At 69.3% G+C, this 21,674-nt stretch carries 20 protein-coding genes; 12 read left to right on the top strand and 8 right to left on the bottom strand.

Annotated elements, in window-relative coordinates; all coding sequences use genetic code 11:
• Positions 1–41: 41 nt before the first annotated feature.
• Complete coding sequence (locus ACJ8AN_RS08770; RefSeq protein ID WP_407754807.1) at positions 42–869, bottom strand: DUF4272 domain-containing protein; 828 nt, start codon at positions 867–869, stop codon at positions 42–44.
• Positions 870–986: 117 nt separating this feature from the next.
• Here ACJ8AN_RS08770 and ACJ8AN_RS08765 point away from each other — a divergent pair, with 117 nt between their 5' ends.
• The 5 genes from ACJ8AN_RS08765 (at position 987) to ACJ8AN_RS08745 (ending at position 8,446) form a co-directional block, all read left to right on the top strand.
• Entirely contained in the window at positions 987–2,456 is a 1,470-nt protein-coding gene (locus tag ACJ8AN_RS08765; RefSeq protein WP_407754806.1) for an OmpA family protein, read from the top strand.
• 10 nt (positions 2,457–2,466) lie between these two features.
• Positions 2,467–3,525 carry a thrombospondin type 3 repeat-containing protein gene (locus tag ACJ8AN_RS08760; RefSeq protein WP_407754805.1) on the top strand — a complete coding sequence of 353 codons (1,059 nt, stop codon included), beginning with the start codon at positions 2,467–2,469 and terminating at the stop codon, positions 3,523–3,525.
• A 146-nt stretch (positions 3,526–3,671) separates the two neighbouring features.
• Complete coding sequence (locus ACJ8AN_RS08755) at positions 3,672–6,833, top strand: two-component regulator propeller domain-containing protein (protein WP_407754804.1); 3,162 nt, start codon at positions 3,672–3,674, stop codon at positions 6,831–6,833.
• Positions 6,830–7,129 (top strand): antibiotic biosynthesis monooxygenase family protein, encoded by a 300-nt coding sequence (locus ACJ8AN_RS08750; protein WP_407754803.1) that lies wholly within the window; start codon positions 6,830–6,832, stop codon positions 7,127–7,129. The genes ACJ8AN_RS08755 and ACJ8AN_RS08750 overlap by 4 nt, the downstream gene beginning before the upstream one ends.
• A gap of 69 nt (positions 7,130–7,198) precedes the next feature.
• Positions 7,199–8,446, top strand: coding sequence for a class I SAM-dependent RNA methyltransferase (locus ACJ8AN_RS08745; protein ID WP_407754802.1), 1,248 nt, complete (start codon positions 7,199–7,201; stop codon positions 8,444–8,446).
• Here ACJ8AN_RS08745 and plsY read toward each other — a convergent pair.
• Complete coding sequence (plsY, locus tag ACJ8AN_RS08740; protein ID WP_407754801.1) at positions 8,363–8,944, bottom strand: glycerol-3-phosphate 1-O-acyltransferase PlsY; 582 nt, start codon at positions 8,942–8,944, stop codon at positions 8,363–8,365. The two genes, ACJ8AN_RS08745 and plsY, sit on opposite strands and share 84 nt — an antisense overlap.
• Before the next feature lie 8 nt (positions 8,945–8,952).
• Complete coding sequence (locus tag ACJ8AN_RS08735) at positions 8,953–9,384, bottom strand: DUF2752 domain-containing protein (RefSeq protein WP_407754800.1); 432 nt, start codon at positions 9,382–9,384, stop codon at positions 8,953–8,955.
• A 67-nt stretch (positions 9,385–9,451) separates the two neighbouring features.
• Here ACJ8AN_RS08735 and ACJ8AN_RS08730 point away from each other — a divergent pair, with 67 nt between their 5' ends.
• Positions 9,452–10,018 (top strand): DUF4920 domain-containing protein, encoded by a 567-nt coding sequence (locus tag ACJ8AN_RS08730; RefSeq protein WP_407754799.1) that lies wholly within the window; start codon positions 9,452–9,454, stop codon positions 10,016–10,018.
• A gap of 3 nt (positions 10,019–10,021) precedes the next feature.
• Positions 10,022–10,624 carry a hypothetical protein gene (locus ACJ8AN_RS08725; RefSeq protein WP_407754798.1) on the top strand — a complete coding sequence of 201 codons (603 nt, stop codon included), beginning with the start codon at positions 10,022–10,024 and terminating at the stop codon, positions 10,622–10,624.
• A 40-nt stretch (positions 10,625–10,664) separates the two neighbouring features.
• On the opposite strand, the gene ACJ8AN_RS08720 is transcribed toward ACJ8AN_RS08725, so the two are convergent.
• From ACJ8AN_RS08720 to ACJ8AN_RS08705, 4 genes are all read right to left on the bottom strand, one after another.
• Positions 10,665–11,582, bottom strand: a complete 918-nt coding sequence (locus tag ACJ8AN_RS08720; RefSeq protein WP_407754797.1) for a hypothetical protein — start codon at positions 11,580–11,582, stop codon at positions 10,665–10,667.
• Positions 11,583–11,673: 91 nt separating this feature from the next.
• Positions 11,674–13,209: a radical SAM protein gene (locus tag ACJ8AN_RS08715; RefSeq protein WP_407754796.1), complete on the bottom strand. Its 1,536-nt coding sequence runs from the start codon at positions 13,207–13,209 to the stop codon at positions 11,674–11,676.
• A 134-nt stretch (positions 13,210–13,343) separates the two neighbouring features.
• A complete protein-coding gene (locus ACJ8AN_RS08710; protein WP_407754795.1) occupies positions 13,344–14,228 on the bottom strand; it encodes a hypothetical protein in 885 nt (294 codons plus the stop codon).
• Positions 14,229–14,256: 28 nt separating this feature from the next.
• Positions 14,257–17,496: a TonB-dependent receptor domain-containing protein gene (locus ACJ8AN_RS08705; RefSeq protein ID WP_407754794.1), complete on the bottom strand. Its 3,240-nt coding sequence runs from the start codon at positions 17,494–17,496 to the stop codon at positions 14,257–14,259.
• A gap of 247 nt (positions 17,497–17,743) precedes the next feature.
• Between ACJ8AN_RS08705 and ACJ8AN_RS08700 the strand changes: the two genes are divergently transcribed.
• From ACJ8AN_RS08700 to ACJ8AN_RS08680, 5 genes are all read left to right on the top strand, one after another.
• Positions 17,744–18,502, top strand: coding sequence for an energy transducer TonB (locus ACJ8AN_RS08700; RefSeq protein ID WP_407754793.1), 759 nt, complete (start codon positions 17,744–17,746; stop codon positions 18,500–18,502).
• Positions 18,503–18,568: 66 nt separating this feature from the next.
• The gene (locus ACJ8AN_RS08695; RefSeq protein WP_407754792.1) at positions 18,569–19,261 is read left to right on the top strand and encodes a MotA/TolQ/ExbB proton channel family protein; all 693 of its coding nucleotides are present in this window, start codon (positions 18,569–18,571) and stop codon (positions 19,259–19,261) included.
• A gap of 105 nt (positions 19,262–19,366) precedes the next feature.
• The gene (locus ACJ8AN_RS08690; RefSeq protein ID WP_407754791.1) at positions 19,367–19,789 is read left to right on the top strand and encodes an ExbD/TolR family protein; all 423 of its coding nucleotides are present in this window, start codon (positions 19,367–19,369) and stop codon (positions 19,787–19,789) included.
• Between the two features lie 2 nt (positions 19,790–19,791).
• The gene (locus ACJ8AN_RS08685; protein ID WP_407754790.1) at positions 19,792–20,289 is read left to right on the top strand and encodes an ExbD/TolR family protein; all 498 of its coding nucleotides are present in this window, start codon (positions 19,792–19,794) and stop codon (positions 20,287–20,289) included.
• Positions 20,290–20,340: 51 nt separating this feature from the next.
• Positions 20,341–20,964 (top strand): DUF2378 family protein, encoded by a 624-nt coding sequence (locus ACJ8AN_RS08680; protein WP_407754789.1) that lies wholly within the window; start codon positions 20,341–20,343, stop codon positions 20,962–20,964.
• Here ACJ8AN_RS08680 and ACJ8AN_RS08675 read toward each other — a convergent pair.
• Positions 20,865–21,524 carry a hypothetical protein gene (locus ACJ8AN_RS08675; protein ID WP_407754788.1) on the bottom strand — a complete coding sequence of 220 codons (660 nt, stop codon included), beginning with the start codon at positions 21,522–21,524 and terminating at the stop codon, positions 20,865–20,867. The two genes, ACJ8AN_RS08680 and ACJ8AN_RS08675, sit on opposite strands and share 100 nt — an antisense overlap.
• Between the last annotated feature and the right edge of the window lie 150 nt (positions 21,525–21,674).

The following is a 21,674-nucleotide window of genomic DNA, read 5'->3' as shown; positions in this document are numbered from 1 at the left end:
CGGCCCGTGAGCCACCGCCGCACCCGCTGGTGGCTCATGGGCTACGTATCGACGAGGACGTCGTCCCAGTCCGCGCCATCCCAGATCCAGTTGAGCGCATACAGCCGCTCACGGGCGATCGACCGCGCGGTCCAGAACTGCTCGGGGGACAGCCGCGCGTACTCCTTCCCGAAGAGCGTCGCTTCCTCGCCGATGGCGCGCCGGACCATCTCGGCACGCCACCGGGCGGACTTCCCGAACCGGGCGAACCAACCGCCACGGGCGTTTGCGAAATACGGCATGGCCGCGGTGGCGCGCCAATACCAGCGCTCCGCCTCCTCCTGCGCCCGGGCGAGCTCTTCGACGGGACGCAACCGGGCGCTGCGGACGGCCTCCGTCACCGGCTCCCCCACGGCGATGATCTTCACCAGGAGGTTGGGATCCGCCTGCCGGTCATAGGGAGGCTGCGGCATGAGCCCGAGCGCCCACGCCATGACCGCCTCGCCTTCCATCCGCCAGGACGCGTCGAGCGTCTCCTGGAGGGTCCATGTCCGTGGAAGCTTGCTGAAGAGCGTTCGCTCGACCGGAGACAGCGCGCCCGCGGCCCCCGTGCCCTCGAGCCACTCCAACACCGACTTCGTGAAACCGGCCAGTTCGTCCGTGTTCACACTCTTGGGCGCGCGCTCGGCGATGAACCGTTGATGGAGCGCGGCGAGACAGAACAAGCGCTCGAGGATCTCGTCGCCACTGCGTGCGGGCGTATCCCATTCGGACTGTTCCAACGCATCTGCCTTCATCGATGACGCCTCGTTCTCTCGAAAGGCCGCGACCATAGAGCGGACAGGATGCCTCTTCCACGACGTCGACGAGCCGACGCAGCCGATCCCCACGGGATGAGACTCCATCCAGAAGCCGTCACACGGAAATCGGAAGAGTCGGGAACCTGAAGAAGACAGACGTGCGCGCTTTCTCGTACGCGTCTTTCCTCTTCTACCCTTTGGGTCGTCATGAAGACTCACACCCCATCGGGTTCCATCCCACGTAGGTTGCTGGTTGTCGCCGCCCTGGCGGGAGCGCTGTCCGCTCCGCGGGCGATGGCCCGCGATGGCGCTCCGAGCCTGGACGTCAATCGCTTTCATCCCGCGCCGGGCTCCGGCCGGCTGCTCACGGTCGACCTCGCCGACGTGGGCCGCTCGCCCGGAGTGGTGTCGCAATTCATGGTGCACTACGCGGACCTGCCCCTCGCCTACACCTTCGGCGAGCAGCTGACGGGCAAGCTGGTGCGCGACCGCGTCACCGCGGACCTCTCGTTCGCCTTCTCGCTGCTGGACCGGGTGCAGCTGAGCGTGGCGCTGCCGGTGACGCTCCACCAGGCCGGGGACATCATCAGCTACCCGGACGTGGTGACGCGCGAGCCGCGCTCGCTGCCGGGCATCTCGGCCAACGGCATGGAGGACATGCGGCTGGGCCTCAAGGGGCGCTTCTGGAGCAATGAGCGCTACGGCCTGGGCGGAGTGGCCGAGGTGGTGGCCCCCACGGGCAACGCGGGGAGCTACCTGGGCTCGTCGAGCGTGGGAGGCTCGGCGCAGCTCATCGGCCATGCTCGCTTCCAGCGGGTGACGCTGGCGCTCAACATGGGCTGGCAGTGGGCGGCCGAGCAAAGACTGCTCAACATCCGCGCGGGCAATGGCCTGCTCTACGGCGCGGGCGTGCAGGTCGAGGTGGCGCGCCACAGGGGAATCCCCTTCTCCGTGCTCGGCGAGGTGTATGGCCTGGCCGCGCCCGGGACGAGCGGCACCGTGAGCAGCCCGGCGGAGGCGATGCTCTCGGGCAAGGCGCAGGTGCGCGACTGGAGCTTCTTCCTCGGCGCGGGCGGCGGGCTCAACTCTGGCTATGGCGAGCCCCGGGTGCGGGTGATGGCGGGCCTCTCCTATTCGTGGCAGTACCGGCCGTCACCGCCGAGGCTGTCCGTGCCCGTGCCCATCTTCGCGGCGCCACCGGCCGTCACCGTGGGAGAGCACGACTCCCGCCTCCGGCTGGGCGAGCCGGTGTACTTCGCCTTCGCCAAGGACACCATCGACCCGGTGAGCTACCCGCTGCTCGATGAGTTGGCTCGCTTCATCCAGAAGAACCCCAACCTCGGCCCCATCCGCATCGACGGCCACACGGATGACGTGGGCAGCGGCCAGTACAACCTGGACCTGTCGCAGCGCCGGTCCCGGGCCATCCTCGAGTACCTGGGCACCAAGGGCGTGCCGGTGGAACGGCTGAGCCCCATGGGCTACGGCAAGAAGTGCCCGCTGCTGCCCAACTCGACCGACGAAGGCCGTGCCATCAACCGGCGGGTGGACTTCATCCTCGTGGATCGCGAGCACCGCCACCCCCGCCAGGGCGAGTGCCCCGAGCGGCCCGCGACCACGTCCACGACCCCCACGAACACGACCCCGAACACGTCCACGGCCCAGGCCCGTGAGTGAGGAGCGAACCATGCGCAACGCCCCCTGTGTGATGTTGGTGGTGCTCGCCGCCGTGGCCGCTCCGGCGTCCGCCTTCGACGACGTCAACTGCAACGGCATCGAGCGCTCGGTGGAGAAGGACCCCGCGTCCGCCGTGCCGCGCGACTGCGTCGACTACACGCGCAACAGCAATACGTGCAACGTGTATGAGATTGCCCCGTACCGCTCCTGCGATGACTACGTCGCGGACGGCCCCGGCCAGGCCGCCACCTGCAGCAGCCGGCTCGCGGTGGACCAGGACGGAGATCTACGCGGGGACTCGTGTGACAACTGCCCTGCCCGCGCCAATGCCGACCAACTGGACTCGGATGGAGATGGCGTCGGAAATGTCTGTGACAACTGCTCCGCCCGCGCCAATCCCGACCAGCGCGACTCGGATGGAGACGGCGTCGGAGACGCGTGCGACGTCTGCCCTGCCGTGGGCAATCCCGACCAGCGCGACTCGGACGGAGACGGCGTCGGAGACGCGTGTGACGTCTGCCCGGGCCAGGCCAATGCGGACCAGCGCGACTCGGACGGGGACGGCCTCGGAGACGTCTGCGACAACTGCTCCGTCCGGGCCAACCCCGATCAGCGGGATGGAGACGGAGACGGGCTCGGAGACGCATGTGATGTCTGTCCCGCGAGCACCAGCGGCGGCCAACAGGACGTGGACGACGACGGGCTCGGCGATGCGTGCGATGTCTGCCCCTCGGTGCCCAACCCGCGCCAGGAGGACACGGATGGCGATGGGCTCGGCGATGCGTGCGATGTCTGCCCCAGCGCGTCCGGCACCAGCCAACTCGACTCGGACGGAGATGGAGTCGGTGATGCGTGTGACAACTGCCCTCGGGACGCCAATCCCGGACAGGAGGAGTCCTCGCTCTACCCGGGGCTCGGCGCGGCGTGCACTCCGGGCGTGCGAGGCGGTGGAGGCTGCTCGTCGGAGGGCGGCGGCCTGGGCGGAATGCTCGGAGGCAGCACACTCGGAGTCGTGGCGGTGCTGCTGCTGGGCGTGAGCCGCCGGCGCAACCGGAAGCGTCTGGACTGAAGCCGGGCCCGCGCGGGTTTGGCTATCGGCGCGGGGGCCGGGCTACCATGCCGGCCACCGCCCTCATGCCTCCCATCCGTCCCGAGGTGTTCCCTGTCCGCCGGAGTCCGAGGCGCCCGTCGAAGGAGCTCTCGCGCTCCACTCGCATGCGTGCGCTCGCGGCGGCCGTGTGGCTCGCGCTCCTCGGGAGTGCCGGGAGCGCGGCGGCGCTGGTGCCGGACAAGGCCCTGACGCAATACCCGCACCGCGTCTTCCAGACCGTGGACGGGCTGCCACAGAACAGCATCATGGCGCTCGCGCAGACCCCGGACGGCTACCTCTGGGGTGGAACGTGGGAAGGGCTGGTGCGCTTCGACGGGGTCCGCTTCACCGTCTTCGACAAGAGCAACACGCCCGCGCTCCCGGGCCGCTCCATCCGCGACCTCGAGGTCACCCGGGATGGCACCTTGTGGATCGCCCAGGACGCGGGGCTCACCGGAATGCGGGAGGGGACCTTCTTCTCCGCCCCCGGTCCCACGAACCTCCTCCCGCGCGACGTGCGCGACCTGCTGGCCACGCGCGATGGCGGCCTGTGGTGCGGCACCCATGGCCACGGGCTGCGAAGGCTCGCGGACGGCCACTGGCGCTCCTGGACCACCGCGGAGGGACTCGCCCATGACGTGGTGACCGGGTTCGCCGAGGACCCCTCCGGCACCCTCTGGGTGAGCACCCGCGCGGGCGTGCAGCGCCAGCAGGGCGGGACGTGGAGCGCGCTCGTCCCCTTCGAGGGCTCGCACGCCGTGGTGCGCGTCCTGGTGTTCGACCACGAGGGCACCCTCTGGGCGGGCACCGAGGATGGGACCGTGTACCGGCTGCGCGAAGGCACGTTCCACCCCGCCCCCGAGGCGAGCCTGCCGGGCAGTGCCGTCACGCGGCTGCTCGTGGATTCCAAGGGCGGCCTCTGGGCAGGCAGCATGGGGAATGGGCTGCTGCGCGTGGCGCACGGCGAGCGCTCGGTGCTGACGGCGTCGAACGGGCTGATGAGTGACGTGGTGGGCGACCTGATGGAGGACACCGAGGGCAACCTCTGGGTGGGCACCGAGGGCGCGGGGCTCCACCGCCTCAAGGACGCGCCCTTCACCCCGTACGGCACGTCCGAGGGCCTGGCCAACGACATGGTGTCGGCCATCCAGGAGACGCGCGACGGCAGCCTCTGGTTCGCCACCCTGGGCGGCGGCGTCACCCGCTGGCACGGCGGACGGATGACGTCCTGGAGCACGCGTGAGGGGCTCGCCCATGACCGGGTGCGCACGCTCGCCGAGAGCCGGGACGGCGGCCTCTGGTTCGGCACGCAGCGCGGCATCAACCGCTGGCAGGAGGGGAAGCTCACCACGCTCGGCTCCGCCCAGGGGCTGCCCGATGGGCCCGTGCGCGCCGTGTTCGAGGACGCGCGAGGCACCCTCTGGGTGGGCACCCGCTCGGGGCTCGCGCGGTGGGACGGGGAGCGCTTCGAGGTCCTCCCCCCCAGCGCGGGCCTGCCCGGCCAGGACATCTCGATGCTCGTGGGCAGCGCCGCGGGAGGTGTCTGGGTGGGCACCAGCGGCGGCGGGCTCGCGCACGTGCTCGACGGCCGTGTCCTCCCCCTCGCGCCCGAGGGCGCTCCCATGGACAGCGAGCTCCAGGCGCTCCACGAGGACGGTACCGGCACGCTGTGGATCGGCACCGACGAGGGCCTGTTCCGTTGGAAGCGGGGACACTTCGCGCGCCTGTCCGTCGCCCGGGGGCTCTTCGACGACCGCGTCTTCCAGATACTCCCCGATGCGCGCGGCAACCTCTGGATGAGCGGCAACAAGGGCATCTTCCGCGTCGCCCTCGAGGAGCTGGACGCGGTCGCCGAGGGACGCCGCGCCCGTGTCACCTCGCGCGTCTACGGGCCCGAGGAGGGAATGCGCTCCGCGGAGTGCAATGGCTCGGGTACTCCCGCCGGGTGGCGGAGCCGGGATGGCCGCCTGTGGTTCCCCACCATCCGCGGCGCCGTCGTCTACGACCCGGCCACGGACGCAGTGCACCCGGCCCCTCCCCCGGTGCTCCTCGAGGAGGTGCGGGTGGACGGACGCGCCGTGCCCACCTCCGAGCGGGGCCAGGTCCCTCCCAACGAGGGTCAGGTCGAGTTCCACTACACGGCCCTGGCCCTGGGCTCGCCCCAGCGGTTGGAGTTCCGCTACCAGCTCGAGGGCGTGGACACCGGATGGGTGCCGGCCGGGCAGCGGCGCGTGGCCTACTACACGCACCTGCCTCCGGGCGCCTACCGCTTCCGGGTCGAGGCGCTGGACCCAGAAGCCGGAGGCACGGCCCGGAGCGCGGAGGTGGCGCTCGAGCTGCGGCCCCGCTTCCACCAGACGCACCTCTTCCGCGTGTCGGTCCTCCTGGCCGGAGTGCTGTTGCTCGCCGGGGGCGTGTGGCTGCGCCTGCGCCAGCTGCGCCGGAGCGAGCGCGAATTGCAGGCGCGCGTCGAGCAACGCACCGCCGAGCTGGCCGCCGTCAACGCCGACCTGAAGGCCCACCTCCAGGAGCTTCAGGACACCCGGGAGCGGCTCGTCCAGTCGGAGAAGCTGGCCGCCATCGGCACGCTCGCCGCGGGCGTGGGGCATGAAATCAACAACCCGCTCGCCTTCATCATCTCCAACCTGCGCTTCGTGCTCCAGGAGCTGCGCGAGCTCCCCGCCCCCACCGGTGACGCCGCGCGCCGGCTGGAGGCGAATCAGGCACTCGAGGAGGCGCTCCAGGGCGCGGACCGGGTGCGCCGCATCGTGGCGGATCTCAAGACCTTCTCCCGCTCGGGGCCTGGGAACCGGAAGCAGGTGGACGTCCACCGGGTGCTCGAACTGTCGCTCACCCTGGCCGAGGGACGGATACGCCCGCGCGCCCGCGTGGTGAAGGACTACGGCGCCCCACCGGCCGTGCTCGCCGACGAGACGCGGCTGGGCCAGGTGTTCCTCAACCTGCTCATCAACGCCGCCCAGGCCATCCCCGAGGGCCACGCCCACCAGCATGAAATCCGCCTCACCACGGGCGTGGATTCGCACGGGCGGGCCCTCGTCGCGGTGAGTGACACCGGCGCCGGCATCCCTCCCGAGGTGCAGCCGCGCATCTTCGAGCCCTTCTTCACCACCAAGGAGGTGGGAGAGGGCACGGGGCTCGGCCTGTCCATCTGCCACGGCTTCGTCCAGGAGCTGGGCGGCGACATCCTCGTGCGGAGCACGCCCGGCCAGGGCACCACGTTCGAGGTCCTCCTGCCCCCGGCCCCGGGATACGACTCCCGCCCATGACCGTTGCCCCCAGGATGATCGTCACCATCAACCGCTTCCGGACCTCCGCCGAGGAGGCGGAACGCCTGGAGGCCTCGTTCCGGGAGCGCTCGCGGCGGGTGGACCCGTACGAGGGGTTCCTCGGGCTGGAGGTGATGCGCTCCTTCGAGCCCGAGCCCGAGTTCCTCCTGGTGACGCGCTGGCGCGACCGCGAGTGCCTGAAGGCCTACTTCCAGTCCGAGGACTTCAAGGCGACCAAGGCGGCCAGCGCCCGGCAGGACGCCACCTTCAGCATGTACGAGGTGGTGGCGCAGTGAGCAGCTTCTGGGGAGCCCAACGGCTTTCCCGTATGAAACCGGGCCAGCATCCGTTAAGGCGAGCCCGCCATGGCTGAACGTCTCGCCCTTTTCGCCACCACCGCCCGCGGTACCGAGGATCTCCTGGCCGAGGAGCTCAAGGAGCTCGGCGCGCGCCGCATCCGTCAGGACCGGGGCGGGGTGCGCTTCATGGCCTCGCTCGACGAGGCGCTGATGGTGTGTCTCTGGTCGCGCATCGCCATGCGCGTGCTCTACCCGCTGGGCGAGTTCGAGGCCCGCGGTGCCGAGGGCCTGTACGAGGCCGTGGCCACCGTCCCCTGGGAGGAGCACCTCACGCCCGAGACGACCTTCGCGGTGGAGGCGACGCTCAAGGACAGCGAGCACAGCCACACGGGCTTTGTCGCCCTCAAGGTGAAGGACGCGGTGGTGGACCGGATGCGCGACAAGCGCGGCTCGCGGCCGGACGTGGACCCCCGGAATCCGGACGTGCGCGTGGTGGCCCACCTGGTGCGCGAGCGGCTGTCGCTCTCGTTGGACCTGTGTGGCGAGCCCCTGAACCGCCGCGGCTACCGGGTGCGCCCGACACCCGCCCCGGTGAAGGAGACGCTGGCGGCGGCCCTGCTGCGCGCGGCGGGTTACACCGGCGAGGAGGCCCTGGTGGACCCGATGTGCGGCTCGGGGACCATCCTCATCGAGGGCGGCCTCATCGCGCGCAAGCGGGCCCCTGGCATCGCCCGGGACTTCGCGGTGGAGAAGTGGCCGAACCTGGGCGCCCGGGCGCGCGAGCTGCTCGCGGACATGCGCGCGGATGCCCGCCGCAACGAGCGCAAGGTGGCCGTGCCGATTGTCGGCTTCGACAAGGACCCCGAGGCGCTGGAGGCGGCTCAGCGCAACGTGAAGGCGGCGAAGCTCGCCGAGGAGATCCACCTCGAGGAGGGCGATGCGACGAAGCTCCCTCCCCTGCCGGAGACTGGCGGCCTCATCCTCACCAACCCGCCGTACGGAGACCGGTTGGGCTCGGGCGGGCAGAAGGGGATGAAGAGCTTCTATTTCAAGCTGGGCGACAGCCTGCGCTCGCTGCCGGGCTGGCGCGTGTGGGTGCTCTCGGGCAACCCGGCCTTCGAGAGCGCCTTCCATGCGCGGCCCCGGAGCCGGCGCGACTTGTGGAACGGCCCCATCGCCTGCACGCTGCTGGGCTATTCGGCGGTGCCGGTGCGCGGGGGCGCGGAGAGCTCAGAAGCGCCGCTCGGTGTGGCGGAGAATCCGCTGGATGTTGCTCCGGTGCGTCCAGAGGATGAGGGCGAAGAGCAGGGCTGAGAGCCACGCGTACTCGGGGGCGCGGGCGGTGAGCGAGGCCACGGCGACGGCCGTCACCCCTCCCGCCAGCGAGCCGATGGAGCTCACGCGCCAGGCGGCCACGAGCCCCGCGTAGACGAGCGCCCCGCCGAGGGCCGCCAGCGGCGCGAGCACCCCGAGCACCCCGAGCGCGGTGGCCACGCCCTTGCCGCCGTGCAGCTTGAGCCACACCGGGTAGACGTGGCCGAGGAAGGCGGCGAGCCCCACCGCCGCGTGTACCCGGGGGGCCTCGGGCATCAGCCACTGGGCGAGCGCCACGGCGAGGGCGCCCTTGAGGGCATCCAGCAGCAGCACCACCGCGCCGAGCTTCTTGCCGGCCACGCGGGTGACGTTGGTGGCGCCGATGTTGCCGCTGCCGCTCTGGCGCACGTCCACGCCGCGCAGCCAGCGGGTGAGCAGCACGCCGAAGGGCACGGAGCCCGCCAGGTAGCCGAGCAGCAGGAGGGCGGCGGCGTGCACGGGGGCCCTCAGGCGAGCAGATAGGGGAACTTCGCCTTGATGGCCACCCAGGCGTAGTTGAGGAGCACGAGGGCGGCGAGGCCGATGCGGACCCGGTGCCACTCGGTGGGCGAGAGCTCGAGCTCGGGGACGGGCATGGCGAAGACGAGGTGCAGCACCATCACCACGGCCATGAGGGCGAAGACGAGCGCGGCCACCGTGCCGAGCGGATTGGCATCCCAGGCGCCGGCGAAGTTGAGGTGGGCCACCCGGTCCGCCACCCGCGTCAGTCCGCAGCCGAGGCAGGGCCAGCCGGTGGTCTGCCGCAGGGCACAGCCCCAGAAGGGGATGAGCCTGGCCACGGGGATGTAGCGGGCGATGAGCAGCCCGAGGAGGCCCGCGAGGCCGAGCGCGTCGGGGAAGCCGAAGGTGCGGTTGGGCGTGGGGAGGGTGACCTTCACGTTGGGTAGTGTAACCGGGATTGCCGGCTCCTTGCCCGGACAATGGCTTCGGGCTATCGGTGGGAGGATGAAGACCTCGCGCACTGTCCTGCTGACGCTGTTCGCCCTTCCCTTCATGGCGCTCGCTGGAACTCCGGCCGCGCAGAAGCCCGCCGCGAAGCCCACCGAGGCCACCGCGAAGCCGGGGCAGGTCCAGGAGGATTGTCCCCACCCGCCGACGCCAGCCGATGCGAAGCCCGCCTCGGGCTGGACGCTCACGCGCGGAGAGGTGCTCAAGGGCGCTCCGGCGGTGACGCTCGCCGAGCTGCTGGCGAAGCCGCAGACCCACGAGGGCCAGACGGTGCGCGTGGAGGGCGTGGTGCGCAAGGCGTGCCAGAAGAAGGGGTGCTGGATGGAGCTCGCCGAGGGCCAGAAGGGCGCCGGGGTGCGGGTGACGTTCAAGGACTACGGCTTCTTCGTGCCGGTGGACTCGGCGGGCTCGCAGGCGCGGGTGGAGGGCGTGGTGAAGGTGTCGGAGCTGAGCGAGGACATGGCGAAGCACTACGAGGCCGAGGGCGCCATCGTGCCGCGCGGCGCGGATGGCAAGCCTCGGGAGGTGCAGCTGGTGGCCTCGGGCGTCGAGCTGCGCCGCTGAGCGATGGCACGCGGCTTCAGCATGAGGGGCGTGATGGGCGCGGCCGACCGGGCCGTGCAATACGCCCGGAACTGGTTGCTCTCGACCGAGCCCGGCTCGCGCATCCATGATGTGCAGGACGACCCGCGCTTCCAGCACCGAGGGGTGGACCTGCTGTGGGAGCTGCCCTCGGGAGAGGTGCGCGGCATCGAGGTGAAGGGAGACCGGCAGCCGAGGCGCCGGCGCTACTTCTTCGAGCTGGTGTCCAACCTGGAGCGGGACACGCCGGGGTGCTTCCTGTACAGCGGCGCGGACCTGCTGGTGTACGTGTTCCTGGCGCAGGGGGAGCTGCACGTGCTGCCGCTCAAGGCGGTGCGCGAGTGGTTCCTGCCGAGGGCGAAGTCCTACGAGCTGCGGCACACCTTCACGCAGACGGGGGCCATCCGCTACACGACGGTGGGAGCGGTGGTACCGGTGAAGGACGTGCGGGAGGCGGTTCCGGAGGTGAAGTACATCCCCCTGCCCCGCCGGGGCCGCGCGGAGGGCGAGGAACAGGCCGCCGCGGAGACACCGCCGGGGCCTCCCCAGGGGGCTCGAGAGCCGCCCGAGGAAGACGTGCCCTACTGAGCCCTACCTTCCCTCTCCCCTCGGGAGAGGGAAGAGGGGCTCAGTGCGAGTGCTGGTGACGGCGGTGGCCCGGGTGGGCCTCGTCGTGGGCCTTCTCGACGCGGGCGCGGTCCTGGGCGATCGCCGCGAGCGAGGTGCGGTCCCCCAGCTGCTTGTAGGCGTGCTCCAGGCGGGCGACCATGTCCAGCGCGAGGTGCCAGTCCTTGGTGCGCTCGGCCTCCTCGAGGAGGGGGCGCCCCACGGCGGCGACCTTGTCGTTGGCCCCGAGGTGCAGCAGGCCGTCCACGGCGAGCACGCGGGAAATCGGCGAGCGCGCGCCGTCTCCGGCCACCTTCTGCAGGTCCTCGAGCGCCGGGTCGCGCTCGCCCCGGGCGGCGCGGATGATGGGCTTGGACACCCCGCGGCGGTCGGGCAGGAGGAACTCCTCCACGTCGGCGAAGGCATCGGCGTGCTGGGGGTGGCCGGCCTTGGCGAGCATCTCGGCCAGGTCGTCGAAGGCGCGGGCGGTGCGCTCGTCGAACACGCGCAGGGCCTCCTGCATGAAGCCCGGCTCGGGCTCGCCCTTGTCATTGACGGGGATGCGCTTGCGCACCTCGTTCATGCGCTGGAAGGACGAGTCCACCGGCGCCTGCTGCGAGCCCTGCAGCAGCTGTCCGAGGGCGCCCATGAGCTGGGCGAGGCTCTCGGAGAGCTCATACGGGGCGAGCCGGTCGCCCAGCCAGCGCTTCCACAGCTCCCCGGCGGCGGCATACGGGAAGGGAGCGAACTGACCGGTGCCCTTCCACTGGGGCAGCCAGACCTCGGCGATGCCGGAGGGATACTTCTTCTCGGCGAGCTGACGGAAGTCCGCCTCGCTCACCTGGACGCCGTAGTGCCCGAGCGTCCCGACGATGGCCTCCGTCGAGTAGTCCTTCAGCCCCTTGCGCTGCCACGCCTTGTCCACGCGATCCGTGCTCACTGCGGCTGCAAGCCTCCTGGCGCCAGGGAGCGGCGCGTGCGGCCTTGTAGCAGAGAGCGGGCGGCCCGGGGCAAGCGGCGCGAGGCAGGTGTCAGACGTAGGGCGGAGCCACGTTCTGCACGAGGGGCCACTCGGTGGGCCGGCGCCGTCCGTCCTCCACGCGGCGGGCCACGTAGGGCACGCAGCCGCGCTCCAGGAAGGCGCGCTTGTAGGCCGCGAAGCTGCCTCCGGCCTTCCAGGCGTCCATGGCGGCCAGACCGGCCTCGGGGCCACACTGGGCGAGCATGTACTCCACCCAGGCCCAGCGGGCCGAGGTGGGCCGGACCTCGGCACGGCCCTTGAGGCCCCGCCGCAGCCGCTCCAGCCGGCCCTCCACCTCGCGGATGCCGGCGAAGGGGGCTCCGTCCAGGGGGGTGTTGCGCTTGGCCACGAAGGGCGCCACGCCGAGCGCCACCGGGAGGATTTTCGACAGCTCCACGGTGAAGCGGGCCAGCTCGTCCACGTCCGCGTCCTCCTCCAGCGGGAGGCCCACGACGTTGTACACCTTGAGCTGCCGCATCCCGGCCGTCCTGGCGAAGTTCGCCGCCCGGACGATCTGCTCCTCCGAGTGCTTGCGGTCCACCAGATCGCGCATGCGCTGCGAGGCGCCGTCGGCGGCCACGGTGAGGTTGGTGGCCCCTCCGCGCCGCAGCTGATCCACCAGCTCCTGGGTGAGCCGGTCCGCGCGCAGCGAGGACACGCCCACCTCCCGGCCCGAGTCCACGAGGGCCCGCAGCAGCTCGACGATGCGCGGGTGGTCCGTCACGGCGGCGCCGACGAGGCCCACGCGCTTCGCATGCTCGGGGATGAGGGAGAGCACCCGCTCGGGCGGCACGGTGCGCATGCCCCCGTTGGTGGTGCGCCGCATGACGCAGTAGTGGCACCCGCGCGAGCAGCCGCGCTCCGGCTCGATGAGGAACATCGAGCGCAGCTCCGTGTGCGGGGTGACGATGGCCGTGCGCGCCGGCAGCCGGGCATCGGCGGCCTTGGCGACGTGGTAGCGCTTGCCACCCCGTCCGGCCACCCGGAAGCCGGGGATGCCCGCGAGGTGCGTGAGCAGCGCGTCCTTGTCCAGGGACGCCGCGGCCTCCAGCAGCACGTGGATGAGGTCCTCCGCCTCGCCCTGCACGATGACGTCCACGAAGGGCTCGAGGGGGTCCGGATTGGAGAAGGTGAGCGGCCCACCGGCGACGATGACGGGGTGGCGCTCGTCTCGCTCCTCCTTGAGGAGGGGAATGCCGGAGAGTTCCAGCATGGAGAAGAGCCCGGAGAGCTCCAGCTCGTACGCCACCGAGAAGGCCAGCATGTGGAAGCTGGAGACGGGGGCCTGGGACTCGAAGGTGAAGAGGGGCGTGCGCGTGCGGCGGTACACCTCCACGTCATCGGGGAGGAAGGCGCGCTCGGCGGTGGCCCCGGGGTGCTCGTGAATCTCCCGGTACATGGCCTGGTAGCCGAGCGAGCTCATCCCCACGTGGTAGGGGCTCGGGTAGCAGAGGGCCACCCGGTAGGGCGCCTCCTTGCGGAGCGTTCCCTGCTCATCGGCGAGCAGCGCCGCGACACGTTCGACCAGTGAGTACCGACCCTCCATGCACCTTCCCGGAAAGACTCGAAGCGGAGTTCAACCGTCCATAAACACCGCGGCCCCGGGCTGCCACTCCCACGTGGGGGAGGAGCAACCGGGGCCGCGATTCACTTCAGGTCAGCCTCGCAGAGGCCGAGCCCTTACTTGAAGGCCGGCACGCCCTTCGCGGGGTTGGGCACGCAGCCACCGTCGCCACCGGCGATGCCGGCCACGCACACCGCGTCGAAGTCCGGGTTGAGACCCGAGCCCTCGCCGCAGCGGTCAGCCGCGTTCTCCGGCGTGGGGTTGGCGAAGGCATCCGGGTCGCAGGCAATCTGCGGCCACAGCGCCAGCACCCGGTACTCGGCCGAGCAGTTGTCGTCCGTGTAGGTCAGCGAGCCCTCGAGCTGGGTGCCCGGAGCGGACGGGTGCGAGTACACGAACACATCCCCGAACTTGTAGGAGATGTTCTCGGCGGTGACGAGCACCTCGTCGGTGACCTCGTGCCGGATCTCGCTCGCCGAAACCTTGGCGGACTCGAAACCGGAGGCCTTGCACAGACCCTTGTCGTCGGGCTGATCGGCCAGCGAGGCCGACATGCCCGTGGCGGCCTGCTGCACCGTCAGGGCCTCATCGGCCGTCATGCTCTCCAGATCGACGCGGGGCTCGGTGACGGTCTTCTTCACCTGCTTGCCCGTCTTGGGGTCGATCTTCGGCGTCCCGTCGGCGTTGGTCACGCCGTACGTGTACGTGTACTCGAACCGGGACGCGGTCCCCTCCGGACGGATGGCCAGCCGCGAGGCGGGCACGCCCGGGTGCTGGTCCGGGTACGGGTTCACGAACTTGAACACGCCGAGCGCTTCACCCTGGAGCTGACCGCACGACTTGGAGGCATCGGCGGGGTTCTTCAGGATGTAGACGGCCTGCCAGGGAGCGTCCGTGGCGTCCTGCACGATGCAGCCAGCGGACGGCTGCTCGATGCTGCAGCCAGAGACGAAACCGGCAGCACCCAGGAGGGCCACCGCAGTGACAATACGCTTGCTCATTTCTTGGAGTCCCAATCGGCTGGCGTTCTTAGAACGTGTACTTCAGTCCAACGCGGATCTGCCGCGGGGTCTGGTACGAGGTGGGCTGCTTGAAGTTCAGGTTCAGGTCGGCCTCGGTCAGCGCCTGGCCGTGACGAGCGCCGGGGCCGTCGAAGATCACCTGGTCCGGGGTCAGCTCGCCGTTGGCGGCCTTGCCGCCCTCGATGGGCTTGACCGCCAGGGTCGTGTAGACCTGATCAACCGCCGTGACACCCTGGAAGTTGAACAGGTTGAACACGTCCAGGCTGAGCGAGACGACGTTGGTCTTGTTCAGGCGGTAGTTCACACCGATGTTGGAATCGATGTTGTTGATCCAGGGAGTACGGCCACCGGCGCCGCGATCCAGGATGAACGCCTCCTGCTGGCCGTAGGCCCAGTGGGCACCCAGGTAGCTGATGGGCGTACCGGAGTTGCCGCGGTAGGACAGACCGACGCTCGCGCTCAGGTCGTTGGAGAGGTTGAACTCCTTGGCGCCGAAGAGCTTGATGGCGTGGGTGCGATCGTAGGGCAGCAGACCCGTGCGGTTCTCCAGGAGGCTGACCAGGTCGAAGTCCGAGTTGATGTTCGGATCCAGCTGGCCGTTCTCCGGGCGGAACAGACCCGCGTAGTTACCGACCAGCTTCGAGTAGGTGTAGCTACCCTGAGCCAGCCAGCCGTCGCTGAACGTGCGGTTGAGGAACACCGTCACCGCGTCGTAGTTACGCGTCGCCTTGGGGAACTCCTGAGCGAAGCCCTCGCCGGGGTTGCCCAGGAAGTACGTGTTGCCGTCGTCCCGGCTCATGTCCTCGATGACCGAGTTCATGGAGCGGTGGGTGTAGGACGCACCCAGGCGGATGTTGGCCAGGAGCTCGTACTCGGCGCCGAAGAGCAGCTCGTCCGAGGACTGGGGCTTGATGGCGGGATCCACCGGCTCCGGGTCGGCCTTGCCACCGATGTGGCTGAAGCTCGGGTTGAGACCCGTGGCATCGCTGACCGACACGACGTTGGCGTCCTGCACGCACTGGGCCTGGCCCGCGGCGGTGTCGATGCTGTCGGGATCGCACGCGCCCGCACCGGCGGCGCGGTAGGCGACGTAGCGCTTCTCGGACGGGAAGGCGCGGTCCAGCAGGTCGATGGGCACCTGCTCGTAGTAGCGCGCGAAGTTGGCGTACACCTTCGCACGGCCGTTGGCGAGCGGGTCCACGATCACGCCGAGGCGCGGGGAGACCTGGTTGCCCAGCACGAAGGCCAGGTTGCCGTCACCGCCGTACAGCCACTGCGCGTCGTAGCGAACGCCCACGTTGAGCGTCACCCGGTTGGCGATCGTCCAGCTGTCCTGGAGGAAGCCACCCGCCGTGGTGCTCGTGGTGGTGTTCTTCAGGTAGTCCAGACCGAAGGCCTGATCCGGCCCGATCTGGTAGCCGTAGCGGCGGTAGTCCTGCCACGCCGAGCCGTTGGTCTCCTCCAGCAGCGTCACGCCACCGGAGAAGCCCTTGGTGTTCTCGAAGCGCAGCAGCTCGATGTCGGCGCCGGCCTTGAACACGTGGCTGCCCAGCGCGTTGAGCAGGTAGGTGCCCTTGGCGTTGGCCTGGACGCGGTCCAGCTTACCGTCGTTGATGGTGCCCGGGCCACCGGAGAGGTAGCTCGTGGTGGGGCAGGCCACCTTGCCCGAATTGGCCACCGAGACACCCGGGACGTTCTCGTTGCAGAGCTCCTGGATGTTGGGGATGCTGGGCTCGTAGTACCAGATCGGCCGGCGCATGCGGTACTGCACCAGCGACAGGCCCGCCAGCTTGGAGCGGTCCGCCGTGTCGAGCGGGCCGGAGCCGTCCGAGGGCAGCGTGGAGGCCGTCTGGTGGAACCAGCCGAGGTTCGCGTCCACCAGGACCTTCTTCTCCGCGAAGGCGCCCGCGTACTTCATGGCCACGGACGTGGAGCTGGCCAGCTCCTGCGAGTAACCGTACGCCTTGCTGTCCGGATCGCCGTTGATGCGCGCGAACAGACCGCCCGACTGCGGGTCGATCGACAGCGTGCCGTTACCACCGGACGAGCTGGGAGTGCCCGCCACGGACAGCGACACGTTGTGGTCCTGGTTGATGAGGTACGTCAGCTTGCCCATGTACTGCAGGCTCTGGGCGCTGGACTGGAGCTCACGCTGGGAGCCCGGGATGAGCTCGGAGCGGTTGAAGCCGCGATCGTCCTTGAGCACGCGCGCGCTGATGGTGTCGTCCGCGGTCCCCTCGACGCCGTCCGCGCCCTTGTTGGAGACGTAGGTCTCCGTCAGGTAGCGGTTGAGGGCACGGGTGTGGGTGTAGCTGCTGTAGGACGGGGCCACACCGGCGAAGAACCACAGCTTGTCCTTGATGATCGGACCACCGAGGGTGGCGCCGACGTCGCCCATGACGTTGAGGTTGTTCACGCCGGTGATCACCGAGGCGGCGCTCCGCACCTGGGTGCGCGTGCCCTCGAGGGCGCCCGGGGTCACGGTGCCGTAGACGGAGCCGTGGAACTCGTTGGAGCCCGACTTCGTCACCGCGTTGACCACACCGCCCGTGGAGCGGCCGTACTCCGGCATGTAACCGCCGGTGATGATGTTGACGTCCTGCACGAACTCCACGCTCAGCGGGCTGGCGTTGAGGCCGAAGGCCGGGTCGTTCGTGGACAGACCGTCGATCACGTACCCGTTCTCAGGGGACGTGGTGCCGTTGATGGACACGCCGTACGAGTCGCTCTGCGCGCCAGGGGCGAGCTCGGCCAGGGACTCGAAGGAGCGGGTCGCACCGGCCTTGCCGCCGGGACGGTTCACCGCGATGCGCTTGATGAAGTCCTGATCGACGTTGACGCCCGTGCTGGTCGAGCCCACGTCGATGGTGGGAGGCGTACCCTTGACGATGATCTCCTCGACCATGCCCTCGGGCAGCAGCTCCACGTTCACGCGGATGGTGCGGTCCAGACGCAGCTGGACCTCCGGGCGCGAGAAGGGACGGAACGACTCCTTGTCGAACCGCAGGGTGTAGACACCCGGCGGCAGCTGGGGAATGCGGTACTGACCCTGGGCGTCCGTCACCACGACCTGCTCGCCCTGAAGGTTGGGCGAGGTAGCCGTAACGACCACATCCGGGACCGGCTTCTTGGTTTCGGCGCTGACCACCGCACCGACAATCACGCTATCGGCGTAGGCCGCAGTCCCGTACGACAGGCTCGCGACCACGACCACTCCAGTTGCCCGGAGCATCCGTCTTACTTGCATGCTGAGAACCCCTCCAAGGGTGAGCTGCACTGCAACTAAAATGGTCTGGGAAAATAGCGGAGGTCCGCCAGTTGTCAATATGCCGTTGCTTTTTGGCAACTACTGGGGCATTGCGCGACCAGGCAGGTGGCCTTCCAGGGTGGGGTCACTTGCACCCGTCCCCGGTTTTTGTAATGTAGCGCGCCTTTTGCGATCCGGACGGGACGAGGTGGGTGTCCACCGGAACCGGAGTAGAGGAGCGTAGCGCATGTTCGACTCTGTCCTTGACCGCGGACAAGGGCCCAAGTCCCGCGTCGGCCTGGGTACCGTTATCTCGGTCGTCCTTCATCTTGGCCTGTTCGGTTTCGCGATCTGGCTCTCCACGCGGCCTCCTCCGGAGAAGGAGAAGGAAGTGGAGGTGACCTTCAAGCAGGCCATGGCGCCGCCGCAGATGGCCGCCGCGCCTCCGCCTCCTCCGCCGCCTCCGGCGAAGAAGAAGAACACCACCCATAAGACGGTGGTGAAGAAGCCGGACGTCATCATCCAGCCCAAGGAGATCCCCAAGGAGAAGCCGCCCGAGGTGGAGCCGGATCCCAACTCCAAGGAGGAGGAGGAGACCACCGAGGAGGACGTGGAGGGCGGCGTCGAGGGCGGCGTCGAGGGCGGGGTGATCGGCGGCGTGGTGGGTGGCGTGGTCGGCGGAGTGCTGGGTGGACAGGTGGGCAGCACGGGAACGGACGTGCTTCCGTTCGGCGCGGGAATGACGCGCCCCGAGAAGCTGTCTGGTCCGGCCCCTCAGTACACCCGCGAGGCCCTCGAGGCGCGCGTGCAGGGCCTGATGATCGTCAAGTGCGTCATCACGACCGAGGGAGCGGTCGAGCGCTGCCGCATCATCAAGCCTCTTCCCCATATGGATCAGGCCGTGTTGGAATCGCTGTATGCTCAGCGCTACAAGCCGGTGACGTTCCAGGGTCGGCCCGTCCAGGTCGACTACACCTTCAACATCCGTCTGAGCCTGCCCCGCTGATCGGGCTGCACCTTCTGTCGTAACTGCCGTACCCAACCGCGCTCGAGGAGGAGCGCTTCCCCCCACATGGATCACTCTACTAACTTCACGATTGCTGGCATCTGGGCCAACACGGGTCCGTTCGCCCGCGGCATCATCTTCGCCCTGGCGATCATGTCCATCTCCTCTCTGGTGGTGATGGCCGAGCGCATCATCGTCTTCCGCAAGACGCGCAAGGACTCGCGCAACTTCGCCGCGAAGATGGGCGCCATCCTGGCCAAGGGCGACCTGCAGCAGGCCGCCAACACCAACATGGGCAAGGAGATCGGCCACCTGGGCCGCGTCATCAGCTCCGGCCTGACGGCCTACCGCATCAGCCCGTCCGACAAGGACGTGGCGGTGGAGTCGGTGGCGCGCGCGCTGGAGCGCCAGGCGCAGCGTGAGGTGCAGAGCCTCAAGCGCGGTCTGGGCGTGCTGGCCACGGTGGGCTCCACGGCCCCGTTCGTGGGTCTGCTCGGCACCACGATGGGTATCGTGACCGCGTTCCAGCTGATGGCGGCCTCGGGCGCCGGCGGTCTGGGCACCATCTCGGCCGGTATCGCCGAGGCGCTCATCACCACGGCCTTCGGTCTGCTGGTGGCCATCCCGGCGGTCATGGCCTACAACTTCCTGTCGGGCTGGGTGGACGCCCGCTCGGTGGACATCTCCGAGTCGTCCAACGAGTTCCTCGACGTGGTCGCGCGCAACCTGGGCGGTGGCTCGCACTCCCCGCAGGCCTAGTCTCACCCGAGAGCTCCCAGCCCGCCTCCTCGTGCGACGGGTCTCCTGAAGAGGGAGACCCCACGTGGGGCGGGCGCTCTCATCTTTCTGGCAACAGGTGCACGCATGGGAATGTCCGTAGGCGGCTCTCAAGGGGGCCCGAAGAGCGACATCAACGTCACGCCACTGGTGGACGTGGTGCTGGTGCTCCTCATCATCTTCATGGTCATCACGCCCATGCTTCAGCGTGGGAAGTCCGTCACCCTGCCCAAGGCGGCCAAGGTGGAGGACGAAAAGAAGGGCACGGATCCAGACCCCGTCATCCTCTCCGTCACCGCGGACAAGAAGATGTTCGTGGAGCAGGACGAGTTCGACGCGGCCGCTCTGGAGGCCAAGCTGAAGGACACGCTGGCCTACCTGCCCAACAAGAAGCTCCTCCTCAAGGGGGACAGCACCCTCTCCGTGGGTGATGTGCGCCAGGTGATGGAGATCACCCGCAAGGCGAAGGCCAAGAAGGTCTTCCTCGGTGTCGAGGAGCAGAAGAACTAGCCATGGCCACCCGCAAGTTCGTCAAGCCCTCCACCCCGCCCAACTCCGACATCAACGTCACGCCGCTGGTGGACGTGGTGCTGGTGCTGCTCATCATCTTCATGGTCGTCACGCCGCTCCTCGAGAAGGACATCGAGGTGCGCATTCCGGAGACGGAAGAGACCCCGCAGACGGAGATGCCGCAGGATGACAGCCAGCTCATCGTCAAGCTGGACGTCGACGGCAACCTCGCCATCAACACGGAGCAGGTGTCGGGGACCGACTACATCGCCAAGCTCAAGCGCATGCTGACCGCCAAGAAGAAGGAGGACCGCATCGTCTTCTTCGTGGCGGACGACAAGGCCAACTACGGCAAGCTGGTGGCCGCCTTCGACGGCGCCAAGCAGGCCGGTGCTTTCGTGCTGGGCATGGCCACCGAGGACATCCCGAACGCCCCCGCCGCTCCGGTGGGTGTGGATCCGGGAGCCGTCCCGGCGCCGGCCCCCGCTCCGGCCCCGTAGTCTCAGTGCGGTTCACATCCAGGGGCTCGTCGGCTAGAGTGTAAAATTCTCATGGCTGACGAGCTCCTGGTGTTTGAGCAGACCATCGAAGCAGTCTTCGTGCGCGCTCTGCACGGGCGCCTCCCGCCTGCCTGCAAGGCGAGACTGCGCCAGGCCGGGTTGAACCTGGATCAGAAGCTCCGCCCCGCCTACCCCTTCGACGCGTGGATGACGTTCCTCCGCATCACGGCGGAGGAGCTCTACCCCGGCGTGCCCCTGGAGCAGGGAGCCTTCAAGATTGGCGAGGCCTGCATCGACGGCTTCCGCGAGACCATGCTGGGCCGCGCCGTGCTCTCGCTCTTGCGCGTGCTGGGGCCCAAGCGCGCCCTCATGCGGGCCACACAGAACTTCCGGGCGGGCAACAACTACACCGAGTCACGCCTCAAGGAACTCGGTCCGCGCCAGTTCGAGCTGTGGATGAACGAGGTGGGCTCGCTGCCCACGTTCACCTCGGGCATCCTCCACGCCGGCCTGCGGACGGCCGGCGCGGAGAACATCCGCATCGAGATGAAGGGCTACGACGGCCACGGCTGCACCTACTGCATCAACTGGAGCGAGGCCGCCGTCTCCTCGGGCGTGGCCGGCAAGGGCGACTCCAGGGCCGCCACCAGGTCCGGATCCATCAGCTCCCTGTAGATGAGCTCGGCGATGAGCCCCGTCACCATCCAGATGGGCAGGATGTAGAGCGAGGTCATCTGCCACAGGATGGCGCCGCTGCCCGCGTAGTACCAGATGCGGTAGCCCGTCAGCTTCTCCAGGAACAGCCCGCTGAGGCCCTCGAAGAGGAGGATGGCGTTGCCGTAGAGCACCGCGCGCAGCAGGAGGTGCTGGCGGAAGGTGCGCCGGTAGATGGCCTCGACGAAGTAGAAGCAGGCCACCCCGTAGATGACGAACATCCACAGCGAGCACTGGCCGTACGCCGCCGCCACGGGCGTGTCCCAGATGTCGTTGAGCGGCAGCCGGTCATCCACGCGCCACTGGAAGCGGAAGAGCAGCTCCAGTCCCGGTACGTGCCGGGCGATGCGCACCAGGTTGTAGAAGAAGATCTCCGAGGACAGTCCCACCATTCCGTAGAGGCAGAAGCGGAAGATGGCGAACGTCAGCTTCAGCCGCGCGTTGCGCTTCAGGTCAGCGCGGCGGACGTGGACGGACCGGGGAGGGCTTTCCGGATGCGGGGCCGGGGCGGTGTGTTCCATGGCCCGTTAGTGTAACCGAGTTCCATGTGGGCTGTCCGCTTCCTGCCCCGCGGTACGAGCAGGGCGCCGGGACGGAGGTGCTCCGCGAGTGGGACGCGCCATCCGCGCCCGGGGACACGGCGGTGGGGGCTCTCCCTCGGAGAAGGGCCG

This window comes from Archangium sp., assembly GCF_045802675.1.
Lineage (GTDB): Bacteria > Myxococcota > Myxococcia > Myxococcales > Myxococcaceae > Archangium.
The sequence above is the reverse complement of the archived record's forward strand: the minus strand, read 5'-3'. Positions and strand labels throughout refer to the sequence as shown.

Excerpts from the sequence above, each read along its gene's own strand:
- ACJ8AN_RS08765 (WP_407754806.1), top strand. The coding sequence starts at position 987 with ATGAAGACTCACACCCCATCGGGTTCCATCCCACGTAGGTTGCTGGTT.
- ACJ8AN_RS08760 (WP_407754805.1), top strand. The coding sequence starts at position 2,467 with ATGCGCAACGCCCCCTGTGTGATGTTGGTGGTGCTCGCCGCCGTGGCC.
- ACJ8AN_RS08755 (WP_407754804.1), top strand. The coding sequence starts at position 3,672 with ATGCGTGCGCTCGCGGCGGCCGTGTGGCTCGCGCTCCTCGGGAGTGCC.
- ACJ8AN_RS08750 (WP_407754803.1), top strand. The coding sequence starts at position 6,830 with ATGACCGTTGCCCCCAGGATGATCGTCACCATCAACCGCTTCCGGACC.
- ACJ8AN_RS08745 (WP_407754802.1), top strand. The coding sequence starts at position 7,199 with ATGGCTGAACGTCTCGCCCTTTTCGCCACCACCGCCCGCGGTACCGAG.
- ACJ8AN_RS08730 (WP_407754799.1), top strand. The coding sequence starts at position 9,452 with ATGAAGACCTCGCGCACTGTCCTGCTGACGCTGTTCGCCCTTCCCTTC.
- ACJ8AN_RS08725 (WP_407754798.1), top strand. The coding sequence starts at position 10,022 with ATGGCACGCGGCTTCAGCATGAGGGGCGTGATGGGCGCGGCCGACCGG.
- ACJ8AN_RS08715 (WP_407754796.1), bottom strand. The coding sequence starts at position 13,209 with ATGGAGGGTCGGTACTCACTGGTCGAACGTGTCGCGGCGCTGCTCGCC.
- ACJ8AN_RS08710 (WP_407754795.1), bottom strand. The coding sequence starts at position 14,228 with ATGAGCAAGCGTATTGTCACTGCGGTGGCCCTCCTGGGTGCTGCCGGT.
- ACJ8AN_RS08705 (WP_407754794.1), bottom strand. The coding sequence starts at position 17,496 with ATGCAAGTAAGACGGATGCTCCGGGCAACTGGAGTGGTCGTGGTCGCG.
- ACJ8AN_RS08700 (WP_407754793.1), top strand. The coding sequence starts at position 17,744 with ATGTTCGACTCTGTCCTTGACCGCGGACAAGGGCCCAAGTCCCGCGTC.
- ACJ8AN_RS08695 (WP_407754792.1), top strand. The coding sequence starts at position 18,569 with ATGGATCACTCTACTAACTTCACGATTGCTGGCATCTGGGCCAACACG.
- ACJ8AN_RS08690 (WP_407754791.1), top strand. The coding sequence starts at position 19,367 with ATGGGAATGTCCGTAGGCGGCTCTCAAGGGGGCCCGAAGAGCGACATC.
- ACJ8AN_RS08685 (WP_407754790.1), top strand. The coding sequence starts at position 19,792 with ATGGCCACCCGCAAGTTCGTCAAGCCCTCCACCCCGCCCAACTCCGAC.
- ACJ8AN_RS08680 (WP_407754789.1), top strand. The coding sequence starts at position 20,341 with ATGGCTGACGAGCTCCTGGTGTTTGAGCAGACCATCGAAGCAGTCTTC.
- ACJ8AN_RS08675 (WP_407754788.1), bottom strand. The coding sequence starts at position 21,524 with ATGGAACACACCGCCCCGGCCCCGCATCCGGAAAGCCCTCCCCGGTCC.